This is a genomic window from Novosphingobium sp. KA1 (assembly GCF_017309955.1).
Classification (GTDB): domain Bacteria; phylum Pseudomonadota; class Alphaproteobacteria; order Sphingomonadales; family Sphingomonadaceae; genus Novosphingobium.
On the sequence record NZ_CP021247.1, the window covers coordinates 1,388,485 to 1,402,938 of the forward strand.

Annotated in this window: 13 protein-coding genes; 5 read left to right on the forward strand and 8 right to left on the reverse strand. The window is 67.4% G+C overall.

The window, feature by feature from the left end; genetic code table 11:
- Position 1: 1 nt before the first annotated feature.
- A complete protein-coding gene (gene nadC, locus CA833_RS07010; protein ID WP_207079632.1) occupies positions 2-862 on the reverse strand; it encodes a carboxylating nicotinate-nucleotide diphosphorylase in 861 nt (286 codons plus the stop codon).
- 156 nt (positions 863-1,018) lie between these two features.
- Entirely contained in the window at positions 1,019-1,693 is a 675-nt protein-coding gene (locus CA833_RS07015; RefSeq protein ID WP_142636476.1) for an OmpA family protein, read from the reverse strand.
- Between the two features lie 230 nt (positions 1,694-1,923).
- On the opposite strand from CA833_RS07015, the gene CA833_RS07020 reads away from it, so the two are divergent.
- Positions 1,924-3,258 carry a hemolysin family protein gene (locus tag CA833_RS07020; protein ID WP_142636474.1) on the forward strand — a complete coding sequence of 445 codons (1,335 nt, stop codon included), beginning with the start codon at positions 1,924-1,926 and terminating at the stop codon, positions 3,256-3,258.
- Positions 3,259-3,363: 105 nt separating this feature from the next.
- Here the strand turns inward: CA833_RS07020 and CA833_RS07025 are convergent, their stop codons facing one another.
- The 4 genes from CA833_RS07025 to CA833_RS07040 all read right to left on the reverse strand — a co-directional run bounded on the left by CA833_RS07025 (position 3,364) and on the right by CA833_RS07040 (position 8,342).
- Positions 3,364-3,780 carry a DUF3035 domain-containing protein gene (locus CA833_RS07025; protein WP_142636473.1) on the reverse strand — a complete coding sequence of 139 codons (417 nt, stop codon included), beginning with the start codon at positions 3,778-3,780 and terminating at the stop codon, positions 3,364-3,366.
- Positions 3,781-3,784: 4 nt separating this feature from the next.
- Positions 3,785-4,321 (reverse strand): signal peptidase II, encoded by a 537-nt coding sequence (lspA, locus tag CA833_RS07030; protein WP_142636471.1) that lies wholly within the window; start codon positions 4,319-4,321, stop codon positions 3,785-3,787.
- The gene (ileS, locus tag CA833_RS07035) at positions 4,318-7,233 is read right to left on the reverse strand and encodes an isoleucine--tRNA ligase (RefSeq protein WP_207079633.1); all 2,916 of its coding nucleotides are present in this window, start codon (positions 7,231-7,233) and stop codon (positions 4,318-4,320) included. The genes lspA and ileS overlap by 4 nt, the downstream gene beginning before the upstream one ends.
- 137 nt (positions 7,234-7,370) lie before the next feature.
- Complete coding sequence (locus CA833_RS07040) at positions 7,371-8,342, reverse strand: DnaJ C-terminal domain-containing protein (RefSeq protein WP_142636467.1); 972 nt, start codon at positions 8,340-8,342, stop codon at positions 7,371-7,373.
- Positions 8,343-8,577: 235 nt separating this feature from the next.
- Between CA833_RS07040 and pdxH the strand changes: the two genes are divergently transcribed.
- Both pdxH and CA833_RS07050 read left to right on the forward strand, forming a co-directional pair.
- Positions 8,578-9,195 (forward strand): pyridoxamine 5'-phosphate oxidase, encoded by a 618-nt coding sequence (gene pdxH, locus CA833_RS07045; RefSeq protein ID WP_142636465.1) that lies wholly within the window; start codon positions 8,578-8,580, stop codon positions 9,193-9,195.
- Between the two features lie 10 nt (positions 9,196-9,205).
- A complete protein-coding gene (locus CA833_RS07050; RefSeq protein WP_142636463.1) occupies positions 9,206-10,135 on the forward strand; it encodes a cation diffusion facilitator family transporter in 930 nt (309 codons plus the stop codon).
- Positions 10,136-10,218: 83 nt separating this feature from the next.
- On the opposite strand, the gene CA833_RS07055 is transcribed toward CA833_RS07050, so the two are convergent.
- Positions 10,219-11,400: a serine hydrolase gene (locus CA833_RS07055; RefSeq protein WP_207079634.1), complete on the reverse strand. Its 1,182-nt coding sequence runs from the start codon at positions 11,398-11,400 to the stop codon at positions 10,219-10,221.
- Between the two features lie 31 nt (positions 11,401-11,431).
- On the opposite strand from CA833_RS07055, the gene CA833_RS07060 reads away from it, so the two are divergent.
- Together CA833_RS07060 and CA833_RS07065 are read left to right on the forward strand one after the other, a co-directional pair.
- Positions 11,432-11,803: a hypothetical protein gene (locus CA833_RS07060; protein ID WP_142636459.1), complete on the forward strand. Its 372-nt coding sequence runs from the start codon at positions 11,432-11,434 to the stop codon at positions 11,801-11,803.
- A 431-nt stretch (positions 11,804-12,234) separates the two neighbouring features.
- The gene (locus tag CA833_RS07065) at positions 12,235-13,128 is read left to right on the forward strand and encodes an SPFH domain-containing protein (RefSeq protein WP_207079635.1); all 894 of its coding nucleotides are present in this window, start codon (positions 12,235-12,237) and stop codon (positions 13,126-13,128) included.
- A gap of 46 nt (positions 13,129-13,174) precedes the next feature.
- Here CA833_RS07065 and mnmA read toward each other — a convergent pair whose 3' ends face one another.
- Complete coding sequence (gene mnmA / locus CA833_RS07070; protein ID WP_207079636.1) at positions 13,175-14,359, reverse strand: tRNA 2-thiouridine(34) synthase MnmA; 1,185 nt, start codon at positions 14,357-14,359, stop codon at positions 13,175-13,177.
- Positions 14,360-14,454 lie beyond the last annotated feature (95 nt).

Here is a 14,454-nt window from a genome sequence, read left to right on the forward strand (position 1 = left end):
CTTAGAGCGGGGTGAAGTCCAGCCCGATGTCCGCCGCCGGGGCGCTCTGGGTGAGGCGGCCGACCGAGACGAAGGTCACCCCCGAAGCGGCGATGGCGCCGATGGTGGCGAGATGGACGCCGCCCGAGGCTTCGGTGGGCACCCGGCCATTCACCAGCGCCACCGCCTCGCGCAGCATGTCCGGCCCCATGTTGTCGAGCAGCAGGTGATGTGCGCCCGCCGCGATGGCGGGTTCGATCTGGTCGAGGTGATCGACTTCGCAGATGATCTGGGTAACGCCCGCCGCCCTGGCGCGCGCCACGGCCGGGCCGACGCCGCCGGCGACAAGAACGTGGTTGTCCTTGATCATGGCCGCATCCCACAGGCCCATCCGGTGATTCTTGGCCCCGCCCATGCGGGTCGCGTACTTTTCGAGGTGGCGCAGGCCGGGAATGGTCTTGCGGGTATCCAGCAGGGTGGCGCGGCCCTCCATCGCATCGACGTAGGCCCGTGTCATCGTGGCGATGCCGGAGAGGTGCTGCACGGTATTGAGCGCGGAGCGCTCGCCCGTGAGCATGGCGCGGGCATTGCCGGTGAGGCGCATCAGCTTGGTGCCGGGGGCGACGCTTGCGCCTTCCTCGACCAGGATCTCGATCTCCATCACCGGATCGAGGCTGCGGAAGAAGGCGGCGGCGATCGGCAGGCCGGCAACGGTGATCGCATCGCGCGAATCCATCACCCCGGAAAACCGGGTCTCGGCCGCGATCACGCTTTCGCTGGTGACATCGTGGCCGCCGCCGGGAAAGCCCATGCCGAGATCCTCGGCCAGGGTTGCATCGACAAAGGCGGCGAGGTCGAAACCGGGGATCGCGAAGCTGGTCATGGCGCCGGTCTTTCGCGCGTTCGGAGCGCAATGTCGAGATTGCTCGGGCGCTGCCGGGATGCTTTGCCCGCCCGACACAGGAAAAAGGGGCCGGACTGCGTGTCCGGCCCCTTCCCGATGTTGCTTTTTCGCGGCCAGTGCGCGGCCAGTGCGCCGTCAGTGCGCGGCCTGGGCCTGGTCGGTGGTGACCGGGGTGATCTTGATCTCGACGCGGCGGTTCTTGGCGCGGCCTTCCTCGGTGCCGTTGTCGGCGACCGGGTAGTTCTTGCCCATGCCCTGCGTCTGGATGCGGGCCGAGGAGACGCCCTGCATGATCAGGTAGCGGGCCACCGAATCGGCGCGGCGCTTCGAGAGGTCGAGGTTGTAGGCGTCCGAGCCCACCGAATCGGTATGGCCGTAGACGTCGATCAGGCTGTTCGGATACTGCTTCATCGAATCCGCCACCTTGTTCAGCGCCTGCTGGAACGAGGGGGTGATCTCGGTGGAGTTGAAGCCGAAGGTCACGTCCGGCAGGTTGACGAGGATGCCGTCGCCTTCCTGGGTCACGTCGATGCCCGAACCGGCGGTCTGTTCCTTCAGTTCCTTGATCTGCTTGTCCATCTGGTTGCCGACCACCGCACCGGCCACGCCGCCGATGCCGGCGCCGACGATGCGGGCGCTGCGGCCGCCGATCACGCTGCCCAGCAGATAGCCCAGGCCCGCGCCCGCGCCCGCGCCGATCGCGGTGCGCGAGGCCTTCTTTTCGCCGGTATTGGGATCGGTGACGCAGCCCGAGACGGCCACGAGCGAGATCGCGGCGACAGCCGACGTCAGCAGGCGGGATTTCATCATATTCTTGCCCTTCCTCAGCGAGTTCTTCCGGCGACTATGTGCAGTCGTGCACATGAATAGCATATGGATAATCCCGCAGGAACGAGTGGGATGCCCGCGAGTTCCCGTGCAAGCCGTTGTAATCAGCATCTTGGCTGCATTGCCCGTTGGTGTTTCCGGTGTGTGACGGAATGCTGCATTTGCAACATGCTCTTCGCACCGGCCGCTATTTCTGCTAGCGCGGTTTCATTGTGACGCCCTTTCCCTGGACTGACCTCCTCATCATCGCCGGCCTGATCCTGATCAATGGCCTGTTCTCCATGTCCGAACTGGCCATTGTCTCGGCGCGCGCGGCGCGTCTGAAGATATCCGCCGACAAGGGTAGCCGGGCCGCGAAGACCGCGCTCGACCTGGCGGCGGACCCCGGCAAGTTCCTCAGCACCGTGCAGATCGGCATTACCCTGATCGGCATCATCGCCGGCGCCTATTCGGGTGCCAGCATGGAGCAGCCGGTGTCCGAGCGGCTCGAAGCCTGGGGCGTGCCCGCGCGCTTCTCGCACGAGAGCGCCTTCACGCTGGTCATCATCGTGACGACGTACGCCAGCCTCGTTGTCGGCGAACTGGTGCCCAAGCAACTGGCGCTGCGTTCGGCGGAAGCGGTGGCGCTGGTCATGGCGCAGCCGATGATCTGGCTGTCCAAGGCGATGGCGCCGTTCGTCTGGTTGCTGGATCGCTCCTCGGGCCTGATCCTGCGCCTGATCGGCGTGCGCCGCGGCGGTGACGAGCAGATCACCGCGGAAGAACTCCAGATGATCTTTGCCGAGGCCACCCGTTCCGGGGTGATCGAGGAGGAAGACCGCGCGATCATGACCGGCGTGATGCGTCTGGCCGACCGCCCGGTGCGCGAGGTGATGACCCCGCGCAACCAGGTCGACTGGATCGACATCGATGCCGACATCGAGACTCTGCGCGCCAAGATCGAATCCTCGCCGCACTCGCTGCTGCCGGTCGCGCGGGAAAGCGCGCCCGATACGGTTCTCGGCATCCTCAAGCTGCGCGAAGTGCTTGCCGCGCTGGTGGCAGGGCGCCCGGTCGAGATCGCGGCCTTGATGAAGAAGGTCGAGGTGATCCCGGACCAGCTCGATGCGATGGATGCGCTGCGCAAGCTGCAGCAGTCCGAAGTTCCGATGGCGGTGGTCCACGACGAGTACGGCCACCTCGAAGGCATCGTCACCACTTCCGACATGCTGGAGGCCCTGGCGGGCAGCTTCGTGAGCCACCAGGACGAAGGCGATGGCCCGCTGCTGGTCGCGCGCGAGGATGGTTCGCTGCTGGTCTCGGGCCTGATGCCGGCCGACGGGCTGGCCGACCGGCTCGGCGTCACCCTGCCCGACGACCGCGAATTTGCGACGGCGGCGGGTTTCGTGCTGGCGGTGCTCAAGAAAGTGCCCAAGGAGGGCGAGCACTTCACCGAGCAGGGCTGGCGCTTCGAGGTGGTCGACATGGACGGCCTCAAGATCGACAAGCTGCTGGTGGAGCGGATCGACGACGAGGCGGGAGAGGACGGAGTGGCCGGCGAAGGCTGATCCGAGCGGGGGATCCGCAGGGTTGGAAGCCGCGCACCCCGATACGAAAAGAGCCGGAAAGCGGGGTTCGCTTTCCGGCTCTTTTCGTATCGGGGTTCGAGAACCTCAGCCGCCGATGGCGGTCTGCGCGCTCTGGCCGTCGCCTTCGGGGGCGGCGAGGATCGCGCGGGTCACCTGGCCCTTGGCGACGGTGTAGGTGCCCGGATCGCCCACGGTCGAGCGGATCGCGGGATCGGCGGGGCCGGCAAGGTTCAGCGTCGTCTTCTCGACATCGCTGCGGGCCTGCGGACCGCCGAACAGGGCATCGAGCGTCTGCTGCTGGATGGTGTCGTCGCTCGGGCGCGGCTGGCCTTCCTTGGGCGGGGTCAGCGCGAAATCGGGCGGCACGACCAGCGGCGTCTGGCGCTGGACTGCGAATTCGTCGGGACCGGCGTGATTGAACATGCTGGTGGTTCCGCAGCCGGACACGAGCGCCGCACCGGCGGCGACGAGGATCAGGGCTCCGGTCTTCTTCATGGGCATCAACTCAAATCTCCGGGGCGGCATCAGCCGTGTCGTGACCGCCGTTCGTGTCCGGCTTGTCGCGCGAAAGCAGTGAACGGGCAAGGATAATCAGGACGCCGATGGTGATGGCGGCATCCGCGATGTTGAAAACGAGGAAAGGACGGAACTCGCCGAAGTGCAGGTCGGCATAGTCGACGACATAACCGTAGCTGAAACGGTCGCGGATATTGCCCAGCGCGCCGCCCAGAACCAGCGAAAGTGCGGCGATTTCCGCCATCTTGCGTTCGCGCAGCAGCCAGACCAGCACAAAGATGGCGATCAGGCCGGTCATGGCGACAAGCGCCCAGCGGCCCTCGGGCGAGCCGGCGGTGAACAGGCCGAGCGAGACGCCGTAGTTCTCAGTCCAGCGGAAGTTGAAGATCGGCAGGATCTCGATCACCCGTTCCACCGTGGGCAGGGTCTTGAGGTTGCCGATCATCCACAGCTTCACCGCCTGGTCGACCACAAAGACCGCAGCCGCGACCAGCAGCCCGATCAGGCGGTTGCGCCACAGGTTCATGCGGGTGTCTCCAGCGCGCCGACCACGTCGTCGCAGCGCCCGCACAGGGCGCCGTCTTCCGAAACCTCGGGAAGGTGGCGCCAGCAGCGGCCGCACTTGTGGTCGGTGGAGGGCGAGACAGTCACCTCATCGCCCTGCCCGCGCTCGACTTTCGCGGTGATGAACAGTTCGGCGAGGTCGCCTTCCGGAGCATTCGCGGGAACAGTCACGGTCGCGGCAAGGCTGGAGCCGACGATCTTCTCGCGGCGCAGCGGTTCGATGGCTTCCGTCACCTTCACGCGCAGGGCGCGCAGGTCTGCCCAGCGGGCGGCGTCCGCTTCCACGGCCGGAACCACCGGCCATTCGAGCAGGTGCACGCTGTCGCTGCCCGGGAAGCGGCTCTGCCAGACTTCCTCGGCGGTGAAGACGGTGACCGGCGCGGCATAACGCACCAGCGCGTGGAACAGCGTGTCCAGCACGGTACGATAGGCGCGGCGCTTCGGGTCCGACGGCGCGTCGCAGTAGAGGCAGTCCTTGCGGATGTCGAAGAAGAAGGCCGAGAGGTCTTCGTTGCAGAAGTCCAGCAGGGTGCGCACGTAGGTATTGAAGTCGAAGTCGGCGACCGCCTGGCGCAGCGTGGCATCGACGCCCGCCAGCAGCGAGAGCACGTAGCGCTCCAGCTCGGGCATCTCTTCCACCGGCAGCTTCTCGTCGTCCGAGAATCCGTCGAGCGCGCCCAGCAGGTAACGCATGGTGTTGCGCAGCTTGCGGTACTGGTCGGCCACGCCCTTCAGGATCTCGTCGCCGATGCGGTGATCCTCGGTATAGTCGACCGAGAGCGCCCAGAGGCGGATGATGTCGGCGCCGTTGGTTTCCATCACCTTGATCGGGCTGATGGTGTTGCCGAGCGACTTCGACATCTTGAAGCCCTTGGCGTCCATCGTGAAGCCGTGGGTCAGCACCGCCTTGTAGGGCGCATGGCCGCGCGTGGCGCAGCTTTCGAGCAGCGAGGACTGGAACCAGCCGCGATGCTGGTCGCTGCCTTCGAGGTAGAGGTCGGCAGTCGGGCCGACGTGATCCTCGGCGGGCACCAGTTCGGGCCAGCGGCCGGATTCGAGCACGAAGGCGTGGGTCGAGCCGGAATCGAACCAGACGTCGAGAATGTCGACCACGCGTTCGTAGTCATCGGCGCTATAGGTGTCGCCGAGGTATTCCTGCGCGCGCGCGTCCGACCAGGCATCGACGCCGATCTCGCGGATGGCGGCGATGATGCGCGCGTTCACTTCGGCATCGACGAGGTATTCGCCGCTCTTGCGGTTCACGAACAGGGTGATCGGCACGCCCCAGGCGCGCTGGCGCGAGAGCACCCAGTCCGGGCGGCCTTCGACCATGGCGCCGATGCGGTTGCGGCCCTTTTCGGGGACGAAGCGCGTCTCGGCGATGGCGTCCAGCGCGGCCTGGCGCAGCGTCGGCGAGGCTTCGGCGGTTTCGTCCTGCGGATCGATGGCGCCGCCCTCGCCTTCCCAGCGGCGCTCGGCGCGGGTGGTCGAGGGCAGGTGGCCGAGAACCTTGTCCATCGGCACGAACCACTGCGGGGTGCAGCGGAAGATCACCTTGGCCTTCGAACGCCACGAGTGCGGGTAGGAGTGCTTGTAGTCGGCCGAAGCCGCCAGCAGTGCGCCTGCTTCCTTGAGGTCCGCACAGATCGGGCCGTCGGGGGCATTGAACTTGGGATTGATGACCGAGCCTTGACCGCCCAGCCAGCCCCAGTCCTCGCGGTACTTGCCGTCGGCCTCGACCACGAACTTGGGGCCGATGCCGTTGGCCTTGCAGAGCAGGAAGTCGTCCTCGCCATGGTCGGGCGCCATGTGGACGAGGCCGGTGCCGCTCTCGGTGGTGACGAAATCGCCCGCGAGCAGCGGACGCGGCTCGGCGAAGAAGCCGCCCAGCGCGTGCATCGGGTGGCGGGCGAGGGTGCCAGCGAGTTCGGAACCCTTCCAAGCGCCAAACTCATCCCAGCTGGTTACGCCGAAGCGTTTGCCGATTTCCGGCAGGAGCTGACGGGCAACAATGAGCTTCTTGTTAAGGAGATTGGCGCCGTTTTCGAACGAGGCATCTGTGAGTTCCTTGCCCCACGCACCTTCAACCAGAACGTACTCAACCTCAGGCCCATAAGCGAGCGCCTGGTTGGTCGGGATCGTCCACGGGGTGGTCGTCCAGATCACCGCATAGGCGCCGACCAGTTCCGGTACATTCGGCGATTCGGTGATCTCGAAAGCCACGTCGATCTGGGTCGAGACGATGTCCTCGTACTCGACCTCAGCCTCTGCCAGCGCCGTCTTCTCGACCGGGCTCCACATCACCGGCTTGGCGCCGCGGTAGAGCATGTCGTTTTCGGCGAACTTCAAGAGTTCGGTGACGATGGTGGCTTCGGCCTGGAAGTCCATGGTGAGGTAGGGCTTGTCCCAGTCACCGTTGACGCCGAGGCGCTTCAGCTGCTCGCGCTGCACGTTGACCCAGTTCTGGGCATAGGCGCGGCATTCGGCGCGGAATTCTTCCGCCGGAACCTCGTCCTTGTTCTTCTTCTTCTTGCGGTACTCTTCCTCGACCTTCCACTCGATGGGCAGGCCGTGGCAGTCCCAGCCTGGGACGTAGGGTGCGTTCTTGCCCAGCAGGGTCTGGGTGCGCACGACCATGTCCTTGAGGATGTGGTTCAGCGCGTGGCCGATGTGCATGTCGCCGTTGGCATAGGGCGGGCCGTCATGCAGCACGAACTTCTCGCGGCCGGCGCGGGCTTCGCGGGTCTGCGCGTAAATGTCCTGTTCCTGCCAGCGCGCAAGAATACCCGGCTCCTTCTGGGGGAGCCCGGCCTTCATGGGGAAATCGGTCTTCGGCAGGAAGACGGTGCTGCGATAGTCACGCTGTTCGGTCATAACCGGTGCGCACTAGAGCAATTGCGGGCCCGTTGGAAGGGTGCGGATGCGCGGTTTGCAAACCGCGCATCCCTGGAAAATGCCTGAAGGGCATTTTCGTGGCAGATCCGGCTTTCGCCGGATTCCAGACGGGCCCCTCAGACCCCCAGCTTGGCGCGCACGTCGCGCGCATCCTTCCAGCCCTCGAGGCGCTTCAGCAGGTCTGCATCGCCTTCGGGCAGGGTGATCTGGAGGCTGATCAGCAGGTCCCCGCGAGAGCCGTCCTTGCGGGTCATGCCGCGCCCCTTGAGGCGCATGACCTTGCCCGAGCTGGCGCCCGCCGGGACCGAGAGCATTACCGCGCCCGAAGGCGTCGGGGTCTTCACCTTGGCGCCGTGAAGCGCCTCGTCGAGCGTGACCGGCAGGTCGAGCCGCAAGTCGTCGCCGTCCTGATGGAAATGGCTGTGCGGCTGGATCTGCAGGGTGATGATGGCATCGCCGGCGCCGCCGGGGCCGTGCTCGCCCTTGCCGGCAAGCCGCATCTGGGTGCCGTCCTCGAGGCCGAGCGGCAGCTTGAGGTCGATGGTCTTGCCGTCCGACAGGGTGATGCGCTGCGGCTTGAGTTCCGCCGCGTCGAGCAGGGGAACCGAGAGCCGGTAGGTCACGTTGGCGCCGCGCGGCGCGGCGCGGCCGCGGCCCGCACCGCCGCCGCCCATACCGCCGAACCCGCCGCCGCCGCCGCGCTGTCCCGCGCCGCCGAAGATGCCGCCGAACAGGTCTTCGAGGTCGATCCCGTCATTGCCGCCAAAGCCGCCCGAAAAGCCGCGCTGCCCGCCGCCGCCGAAGCCCGCGCCGCCAAAACCGCCCTGACCGCCGCCGCCGCCGAATCCGCCAAAGCCCATCGGGTTGCCATCGGCATCGATCTCGCCGCGATCGAACTTGGCCCGCTTGTCCTTGTCGGAAAGCAGGTCGTAGGCGGCGGTCACTTCGGAGAAGCGCTCGGCCGCCTTCGGGTTGTCCTTGTTGGTATCGGGATGGAGTTCCTTGGCCAGCTTGCGATAAGCCGACTTGATGTCCTTCTCGCTGGCCGTGCGCGATACGCCAAGGGTGGAATAAGGGTCTGCTGCCATGGGCCCTAGCTAGGATCGTGCGCGCCGCTCGGCAAGCGATGCTTTCCTAGTTCTTTCACCGCAGCTATGGCGAGGCGCATGTGCTTCCCCCCGCACGGGATTTGCCGAGGATCAAGGCAGGTCAGGGCGAGGGCGGGCAGGAGTGTTGCGGCTCGCGGGATTTCTCCGGCCGAAACGTGTAGACCGTGCCTGCCGTTCCCGTGTGGAGCGGCCCGCACCAATTCAGGAATTGCAGATGGACTCCCAGCAGGCGCACGAGGTCATTCCCCACGGCGATCCCTTTGCGCTGTTCCAGACCTGGTACGACGAGGCACGGGCGAGCGAACCCAACGATTCGAACGCGATGGCGCTGGCAACGGCGACGGCGGACGGACTGCCCTCGGTGCGCATGGTGCTGCTCAAGGGGCACGGCCCGGACGGCTTCGTGTTCTACACCAATGGCCATAGCCGCAAGGGCCGCGAGATCGCGCAGAACCCCCATGTCGCGCTGCTGTTCCACTGGAAGAGCCTGCGCCGCCAGATCCGCATCGAGGGGGTGCTCTCGCCGGTGAGCGATGCCGAGGCGGATGCCTATTTCCACTCGCGCGCCCGCGATTCGCAGCTCGGCGCGGTCGCCTCGGACCAGTCGGCCCCGCTCGACAGCCGCGAGACCTTCCTGGCCCGCTACGAAGAGGTCCGCGGCCGTTTCGAAGGCGGCGCGGTGGAACGCCCGCGCCACTGGACCGGCTACCGCGTGGTCCCCTCGGCCATCGAGTTCTGGCACGACCGCGATTTCCGGCTCCACGAACGCCGCCGCTTCGTGCGCGACGAGGCGGCTCCGGCGGGCTGGACCAGCTCGCTGCTCTATCCCTGACCGGCCCGGCATGAGCGACCACGCCTTCCTCACCCGCAGCGCCGCCTTTGCCAGCATCGGCGCGGCCGCCGTGCTGCTCGCGCTCAAGGCCTGGGCGGCCTGGAGCACGGGATCGACCGCGATGCTCGGCAGCCTGGCCGACACCACGCTTGATCTTGTCGCCAGTCTGGCGACCTTGCTCGGCGTGTGGATCGCGGCGCAGCCGGCGGACGACAAGCACCGCTTCGGCCACGGCAAGGCGGAGGCGATCGCGGCGCTGTTCCAGATCGTGCTGATCTCGATCTCGGCGCTGGGCATCGCCAGCCGCGCGGTCGAACAGTGGGTTTCCGGGCATGAGGTGAAAGGGGCCGAGGGCGGCATCGCCGTCTCGGCGGTGGCGATCGTGGTGACCTTGGCGCTGGTCGCCTGGCAGCGCCACGTGATCCGCCGCACCCGCAGCATCGCCATTCATACCGACAGCGTGCATTACCAGTCCGACCTTCTGCTCAACATCGCGGTGATCGTCGCCCTGGTGCTGGAGAACTACGCGGGGCTGGCGGGGGCGGACGCGCTGTTCGGGCTGGGCATCGCCGCGTGGCTGGCCTGGGGGGCATGGGGCGCGTCGCAGGCCGTGCTCGACCAGCTGATGGACCATGAATGGCCGGCCGAGAAGAAGCAGCGTTTCCTCGAAGTGCTGGCGCAGAACCCCGACATCACCGGCGTTCACGACTTGCGCACGCGGACATCGGGCAACAGGGACTTCGTGCAGTTCCACGTCTGGGTCGATGCCGAGATGACCGTGCGCGAGGCGCACAAGGTCATGGACGCGATCGAGGACCGGCTTCACGCGGTGTTCCCGGATCTCGAGATCCTGATCCACCCCGATCCGGAAGGGCTGGTCGACGAGATCGGTCCGGCGGGCAAGGACGTACTGCCGCCGATTCGCGTGACGATGGATTAGGATCGGTTGTCCGCAAGACCGGCTGGGGGCGCGGGCTGGTGCCGCCGCAAAATGCCCCGGGGGCATTGGCGCGATAGAGAATCTCAGACCCCGCCGGGGAACATCGCCAGCAGCTTGCCCAGCCGGTCGTGCAGTTCGGTTTCCTGCGCGCGGTCGCTTTCGCCAAGGCGCACTACCGTCAGCAACTGGTCGGGCGAGCCGATCACGTATTGGCCATATTCGCCCACGCAGGCGAAGGCATTGGCCGGCGCCATGCCGGGGAACAGCGTTGCGCCGGCCTCGCCCTTGGCCTCGCTGGCCTTGGCGCGGTTGAGCCAGACCCCGGCGCCATAGGCGGTATTGCGCGGGGAGGGGGAAAGCATGAACTGCACCCAGCGGCGCGGCAGCACCTGTGCGCCCTGCACCGATCCGGTGTGGCGCAGGAACTCGCCCAGCTTGCCCCAGTCGCGCGCCGAGGCATGGACCATGGCCGAGCCGATCATCGTGCCCTTGAGATCGTACCCCACCAGCGTCGAATTCATGCCGAGCGGCAGCAGCACCCGGTTGCGCAGGTATTCGCCCACCGCGACGCGGCGGCGGTCGGGCGTGGGATCGGGTGAGAGCACGCGGGCGGCAAGATCGGAGAGAATCACCGGCGTCGCCGCGCTGTTCTCGAACACCGTACCGGCCCGGGCTTCGAGCGGCTGCGCCTCGGCATAGGCGGCCATGTCGTCGCGCCCGTCGAGGAACAGCATGCGCATGCGGTCGGACTGGCGGGCGATTTCGGAGGCAGGCTCGGACGCGGGCGGACCGCTTTCCTCGTGGCGCAGGCCGGAGCGCATCTGCAGGAGCTGGCGCAAGGTAACCTCGCCGCGCGGGTCGCCGGGGCGCTGCCATTCGGGGATCGGCGCCGATTCGTCGAGCCGCAACCGGCCGTCGCTGACCAGCTGGCCGATCATCAGCGCGGTCACGCACTGGCCCATGCCCCAGCCTTGCAGGCGGGTATCGCGCTTGATTCCGGCGCCATAGCGCTCGGCCGCGATGGAGCCGCGTTTGAAAATCAGCAGGGCATCGGTGCGGCCGACTTCGGTCTCATCGAACAGGCCGTCGATCGCGCGGCCGAGCGATTCGCGCGGGGCGCCGCCATCGTCGTGAATGGCGGCCTGCGATTCCGCGCTTGGCGGGGGAGGGCCGTCCGGCTCGGACTTTCCGCAGCCCGAGAGCGGTGCCAGCAGGACTGGCACCATGAGGAAGGCGAGGATATGGGGAGGGCGGCGCACCGGCATGACGCGGGTGTGATGTGCGAGGCGCGAACGGATGGCAACAGCCGGAACATACAGGGCGGGGGACAGGCCGTCGGCGCGGTGGCTGCGCTATGCCCTGCTGCTGGCGGCGCTGGTGCTGGCTGCGTTGCTGGCCATGGCCTGGCCGGGGCTGCGCGGGCAGGCGATCGTCGCCACCGCGTTCGCCGCGCGCACCGGCTGCGTGTGCCGATTCGTGTCCGAGCGGGACATCGGTTCGTGCAAGGGCGATCTGGCGGCGGCCAGACTGGGCCGCGTGGCTGGTCTGGTCTCGCTTTCCGAGGATGCGCAAGGCCATGCGGTGAAGGCCAGCGTGCCGCTTCTGGCCAGCCAGACCGCGACGTTTGCCCCCGATCGCGGCTGCCAGCTGGAGCCCTGGACGCGCTGACGCGTGCAAGGATTGCAATCGGGTTGCACCGAATGCAATCATTGCCATCCGGTTTCCCTTGCGGGCCGCTGCGGTTGCGATAGATTCACGCCTGTCGAAACGGCAATTTCCATGAAGGAGCAGGTGTAGCGGCGTTACGGCTTGAGCTTTAGGTCCAGTGCAGGATGCTCCCGCATCCATTGTACGCAGCGATTTTTGGCTGTTGCTTTCGTCGTCCTCGCCTGCGCGCGCTGCCTTCGGGCAGTTCCCGCGCATCCGTCGACCCCGAACCCACCCGACAAACGATCGCCGCCGGAAAAGGCGCCCCGCCGCAAGGCGGTTCCCGCGTCCTGCCCGGCTGGCACCGGCTCAATCGCCGCAGCGCCCGCCCTGCCTGCTTGCCGTCGATCGGCAACGACAGGGGAGCGGTTCTTCCCGCAAGGAGAAGATGGATGGGTTATCTCGACAGCGAACAGGACAGCACGCGCCGCCTGAGGGGGCTGGGGCGCGCCTTGCGCAGCCTGGTCGGGCGCGGCGGCCTGGTGGTCGGCGTGATCGCGGCGGGGCTGGTGGTGTCGTCCAGCGTGGCGCGGGTGCAACCGGGCAACGTCGGCATCCGCGTCAACAACATAGCGGGCGGGGTTTCGCCCGATGCGCTGGGCGTGGGCTGGTACCTCGCGCCTCCCGGCACGCATATCTACGAGTATCCGGTGTTCACGCGGACTTATACCTGGACGGGCAATGCCACCGAGCAGAGCCCGACCGACGAGAGCTTCAATTTCCAGGACAAGAACGGGCTCTCGCTCAAGGCCGACGTGGCGGTGAGCTATCATATCGATCCGAGCAAGGCGCCGATCCTGTTCCAGCGCTACCGCACCGACATGGACCAGATCATTGCCGGGCCGATGCGCAACGCGATTCGCAATGCCATCGTCGAGCGCGCGGCGCAGCTGGGCGTCGAGCAGATCTACGGCGACCACAAGGCGGAGCTGATCCAGACCGCGCAGCGCCGGGTCCAGGCGTTCTTCTCGCCGGTGGGGCTCGAGGTCGAGCAGGTTTACTGGGCGGGCAACATCGGCGTGCCCGACCGGGTGCTCGAGCAGATCAACGCCAAGATCGCCAACGAACAGGCCGCGCTCGCCGCGCAGGCCAATGTCGCCACGGCCAGGGCCGATGCCGAAGCGCGGATCGCCAAGGCCGAAGGCGATGCAAAAGCGATCCAGGTCGAGGCCGAGGCGATCCGCACCAATCCGGAGATCGTGCGGATGCGCGCGGTGGAGAAGTGGGACGGCAAGCTGCCGACCTACAGCGGATCGGGCCCGGTACCGTTCCTGGGCGTGCAGTAATGCCGGACGGCGATGCGCGGGAAGTCCCGCGCATCGCCGGTTTCCCTCAGGCGGCCACGTGCTCGGGGCTCTCCACCGGGGTGGTGCCCTCGATCCAGCCGCCGCCGACCACGCGGTCGCCCGCATAGATCACCGCCGCCTGTCCGGGGGCAACGCCGTATTCGGTATCGTGGAAGCGGATCGTCGTGTCCGCGCCTTCGCCCAGCGGCCCGTCGAGCGTGATCGCTACCGGCTTGGCCAGCGAGCGGACCTTGGCGGTCAGCGGCGCTTCGGGCAGCGGGCCGATGCGGTTGGTCTCGGTGATGCGGGCGGCGGCAACGCCCAGCAGGCGGCGCGGGCCGACCACGACGCGGCGGCCTTCGGCCTCGATCCGGGTGACGTAGAGCGGCTCCGGCTGACCGCCGATCTCGATGCCGCGGCGCTGGCCGACGGTGTAGTGGATGATGCCGCGGTGAGTGCCCAGTTCCTCGCCGGTCAGGGCATGGACGATCGGGCCCGGGGCATTGCCTTCGGGGCGGACCTTGGTGACGACCTTGGCATAATCGCCGTCCGGCACGAAGCAGATGTCCTGGCTGTCGGGCTTGGCGGCGTTGCGCAGGCCGGCGGCTTCGGCCAGCCGGCGCGTCTCGGTCTTGGGCAGGCCGCCCAGCGGGAAGCGCAGGAAATCGAGCTGGGCCTCGGTGGTGCCGTAGAGGAAATAGCTCTGGTCGCGCGCCGGATCGGCGGCGCGGTGCAGTTCCGCCCCGGCCGGACCCATCACGCGGCGCACGTAGTGGCCGGTGGCAAGGCAGTCGGCGCCGAGGTCGCGCGCCATCGTCAGCAGGTCGGTGAACTTGGGCCCCATGTTGCAGCGGATGCAGGGGATCGGCGTGCGGCCGGCCATGTAGTCGTCGGCAAACCGCTCGACCACGTCCTCGCGGAACTGGCTCTCGTGGTCGAAGACGTAATGGGCGATGCCGAGGCTGTCGGCGACGGCGCGGGCATCGCGGATGTCGTCGCCGGCGCAGCAGGCGCCCTTGCGGCCGGTGGCGGCGCCATAGTCGTAGAGCTGGAGGGTGACGCCGATGGTCTCGGCGCCGGTGGCGGCGGCCAGCGCGGCGACGACGGAACTGTCGACGCCGCCGGACATGGCGACGACGATACGCCGAAGGTTAACGGGCGCGGGGAGCTGGAACAGGTCGGCGGGGTCGAGGCCGGCCACCAGTCCGGCAAGATCGGAAAGGGCGGTCATGGCCTGCCCCATACAGCGAGATGCCCGAGAATCCTACCGTTCTTGCACGACCAGGTGGCGACGGGGAAACGCCGGGGCGGGACGAAGCGACGTGT

Excerpts from the sequence above, each read along its gene's own strand:
- ileS (WP_207079633.1), bottom strand. The coding sequence starts at position 7,233 with ATGACCGAACAGCGTGACTATCGCAGCACCGTCTTCCTGCCGAAGACC.
- CA833_RS07065 (WP_207079635.1), top strand. The coding sequence starts at position 12,235 with ATGGGTTATCTCGACAGCGAACAGGACAGCACGCGCCGCCTGAGGGGG.
- CA833_RS07060 (WP_142636459.1), top strand. The coding sequence starts at position 11,432 with ATGGCAACAGCCGGAACATACAGGGCGGGGGACAGGCCGTCGGCGCGG.
- CA833_RS07025 (WP_142636473.1), bottom strand. The coding sequence starts at position 3,780 with ATGCCCATGAAGAAGACCGGAGCCCTGATCCTCGTCGCCGCCGGTGCG.
- CA833_RS07040 (WP_142636467.1), bottom strand. The coding sequence starts at position 8,342 with ATGGCAGCAGACCCTTATTCCACCCTTGGCGTATCGCGCACGGCCAGC.
- CA833_RS07015 (WP_142636476.1), bottom strand. The coding sequence starts at position 1,693 with ATGATGAAATCCCGCCTGCTGACGTCGGCTGTCGCCGCGATCTCGCTC.
- CA833_RS07050 (WP_142636463.1), top strand. The coding sequence starts at position 9,206 with ATGAGCGACCACGCCTTCCTCACCCGCAGCGCCGCCTTTGCCAGCATC.
- mnmA (WP_207079636.1), bottom strand. The coding sequence starts at position 14,359 with ATGACCGCCCTTTCCGATCTTGCCGGACTGGTGGCCGGCCTCGACCCC.
- CA833_RS07055 (WP_207079634.1), bottom strand. The coding sequence starts at position 11,400 with ATGCCGGTGCGCCGCCCTCCCCATATCCTCGCCTTCCTCATGGTGCCA.
- pdxH (WP_142636465.1), top strand. The coding sequence starts at position 8,578 with ATGGACTCCCAGCAGGCGCACGAGGTCATTCCCCACGGCGATCCCTTT.
- nadC (WP_207079632.1), bottom strand. The coding sequence starts at position 862 with ATGACCAGCTTCGCGATCCCCGGTTTCGACCTCGCCGCCTTTGTCGAT.
- lspA (WP_142636471.1), bottom strand. The coding sequence starts at position 4,321 with ATGAACCTGTGGCGCAACCGCCTGATCGGGCTGCTGGTCGCGGCTGCG.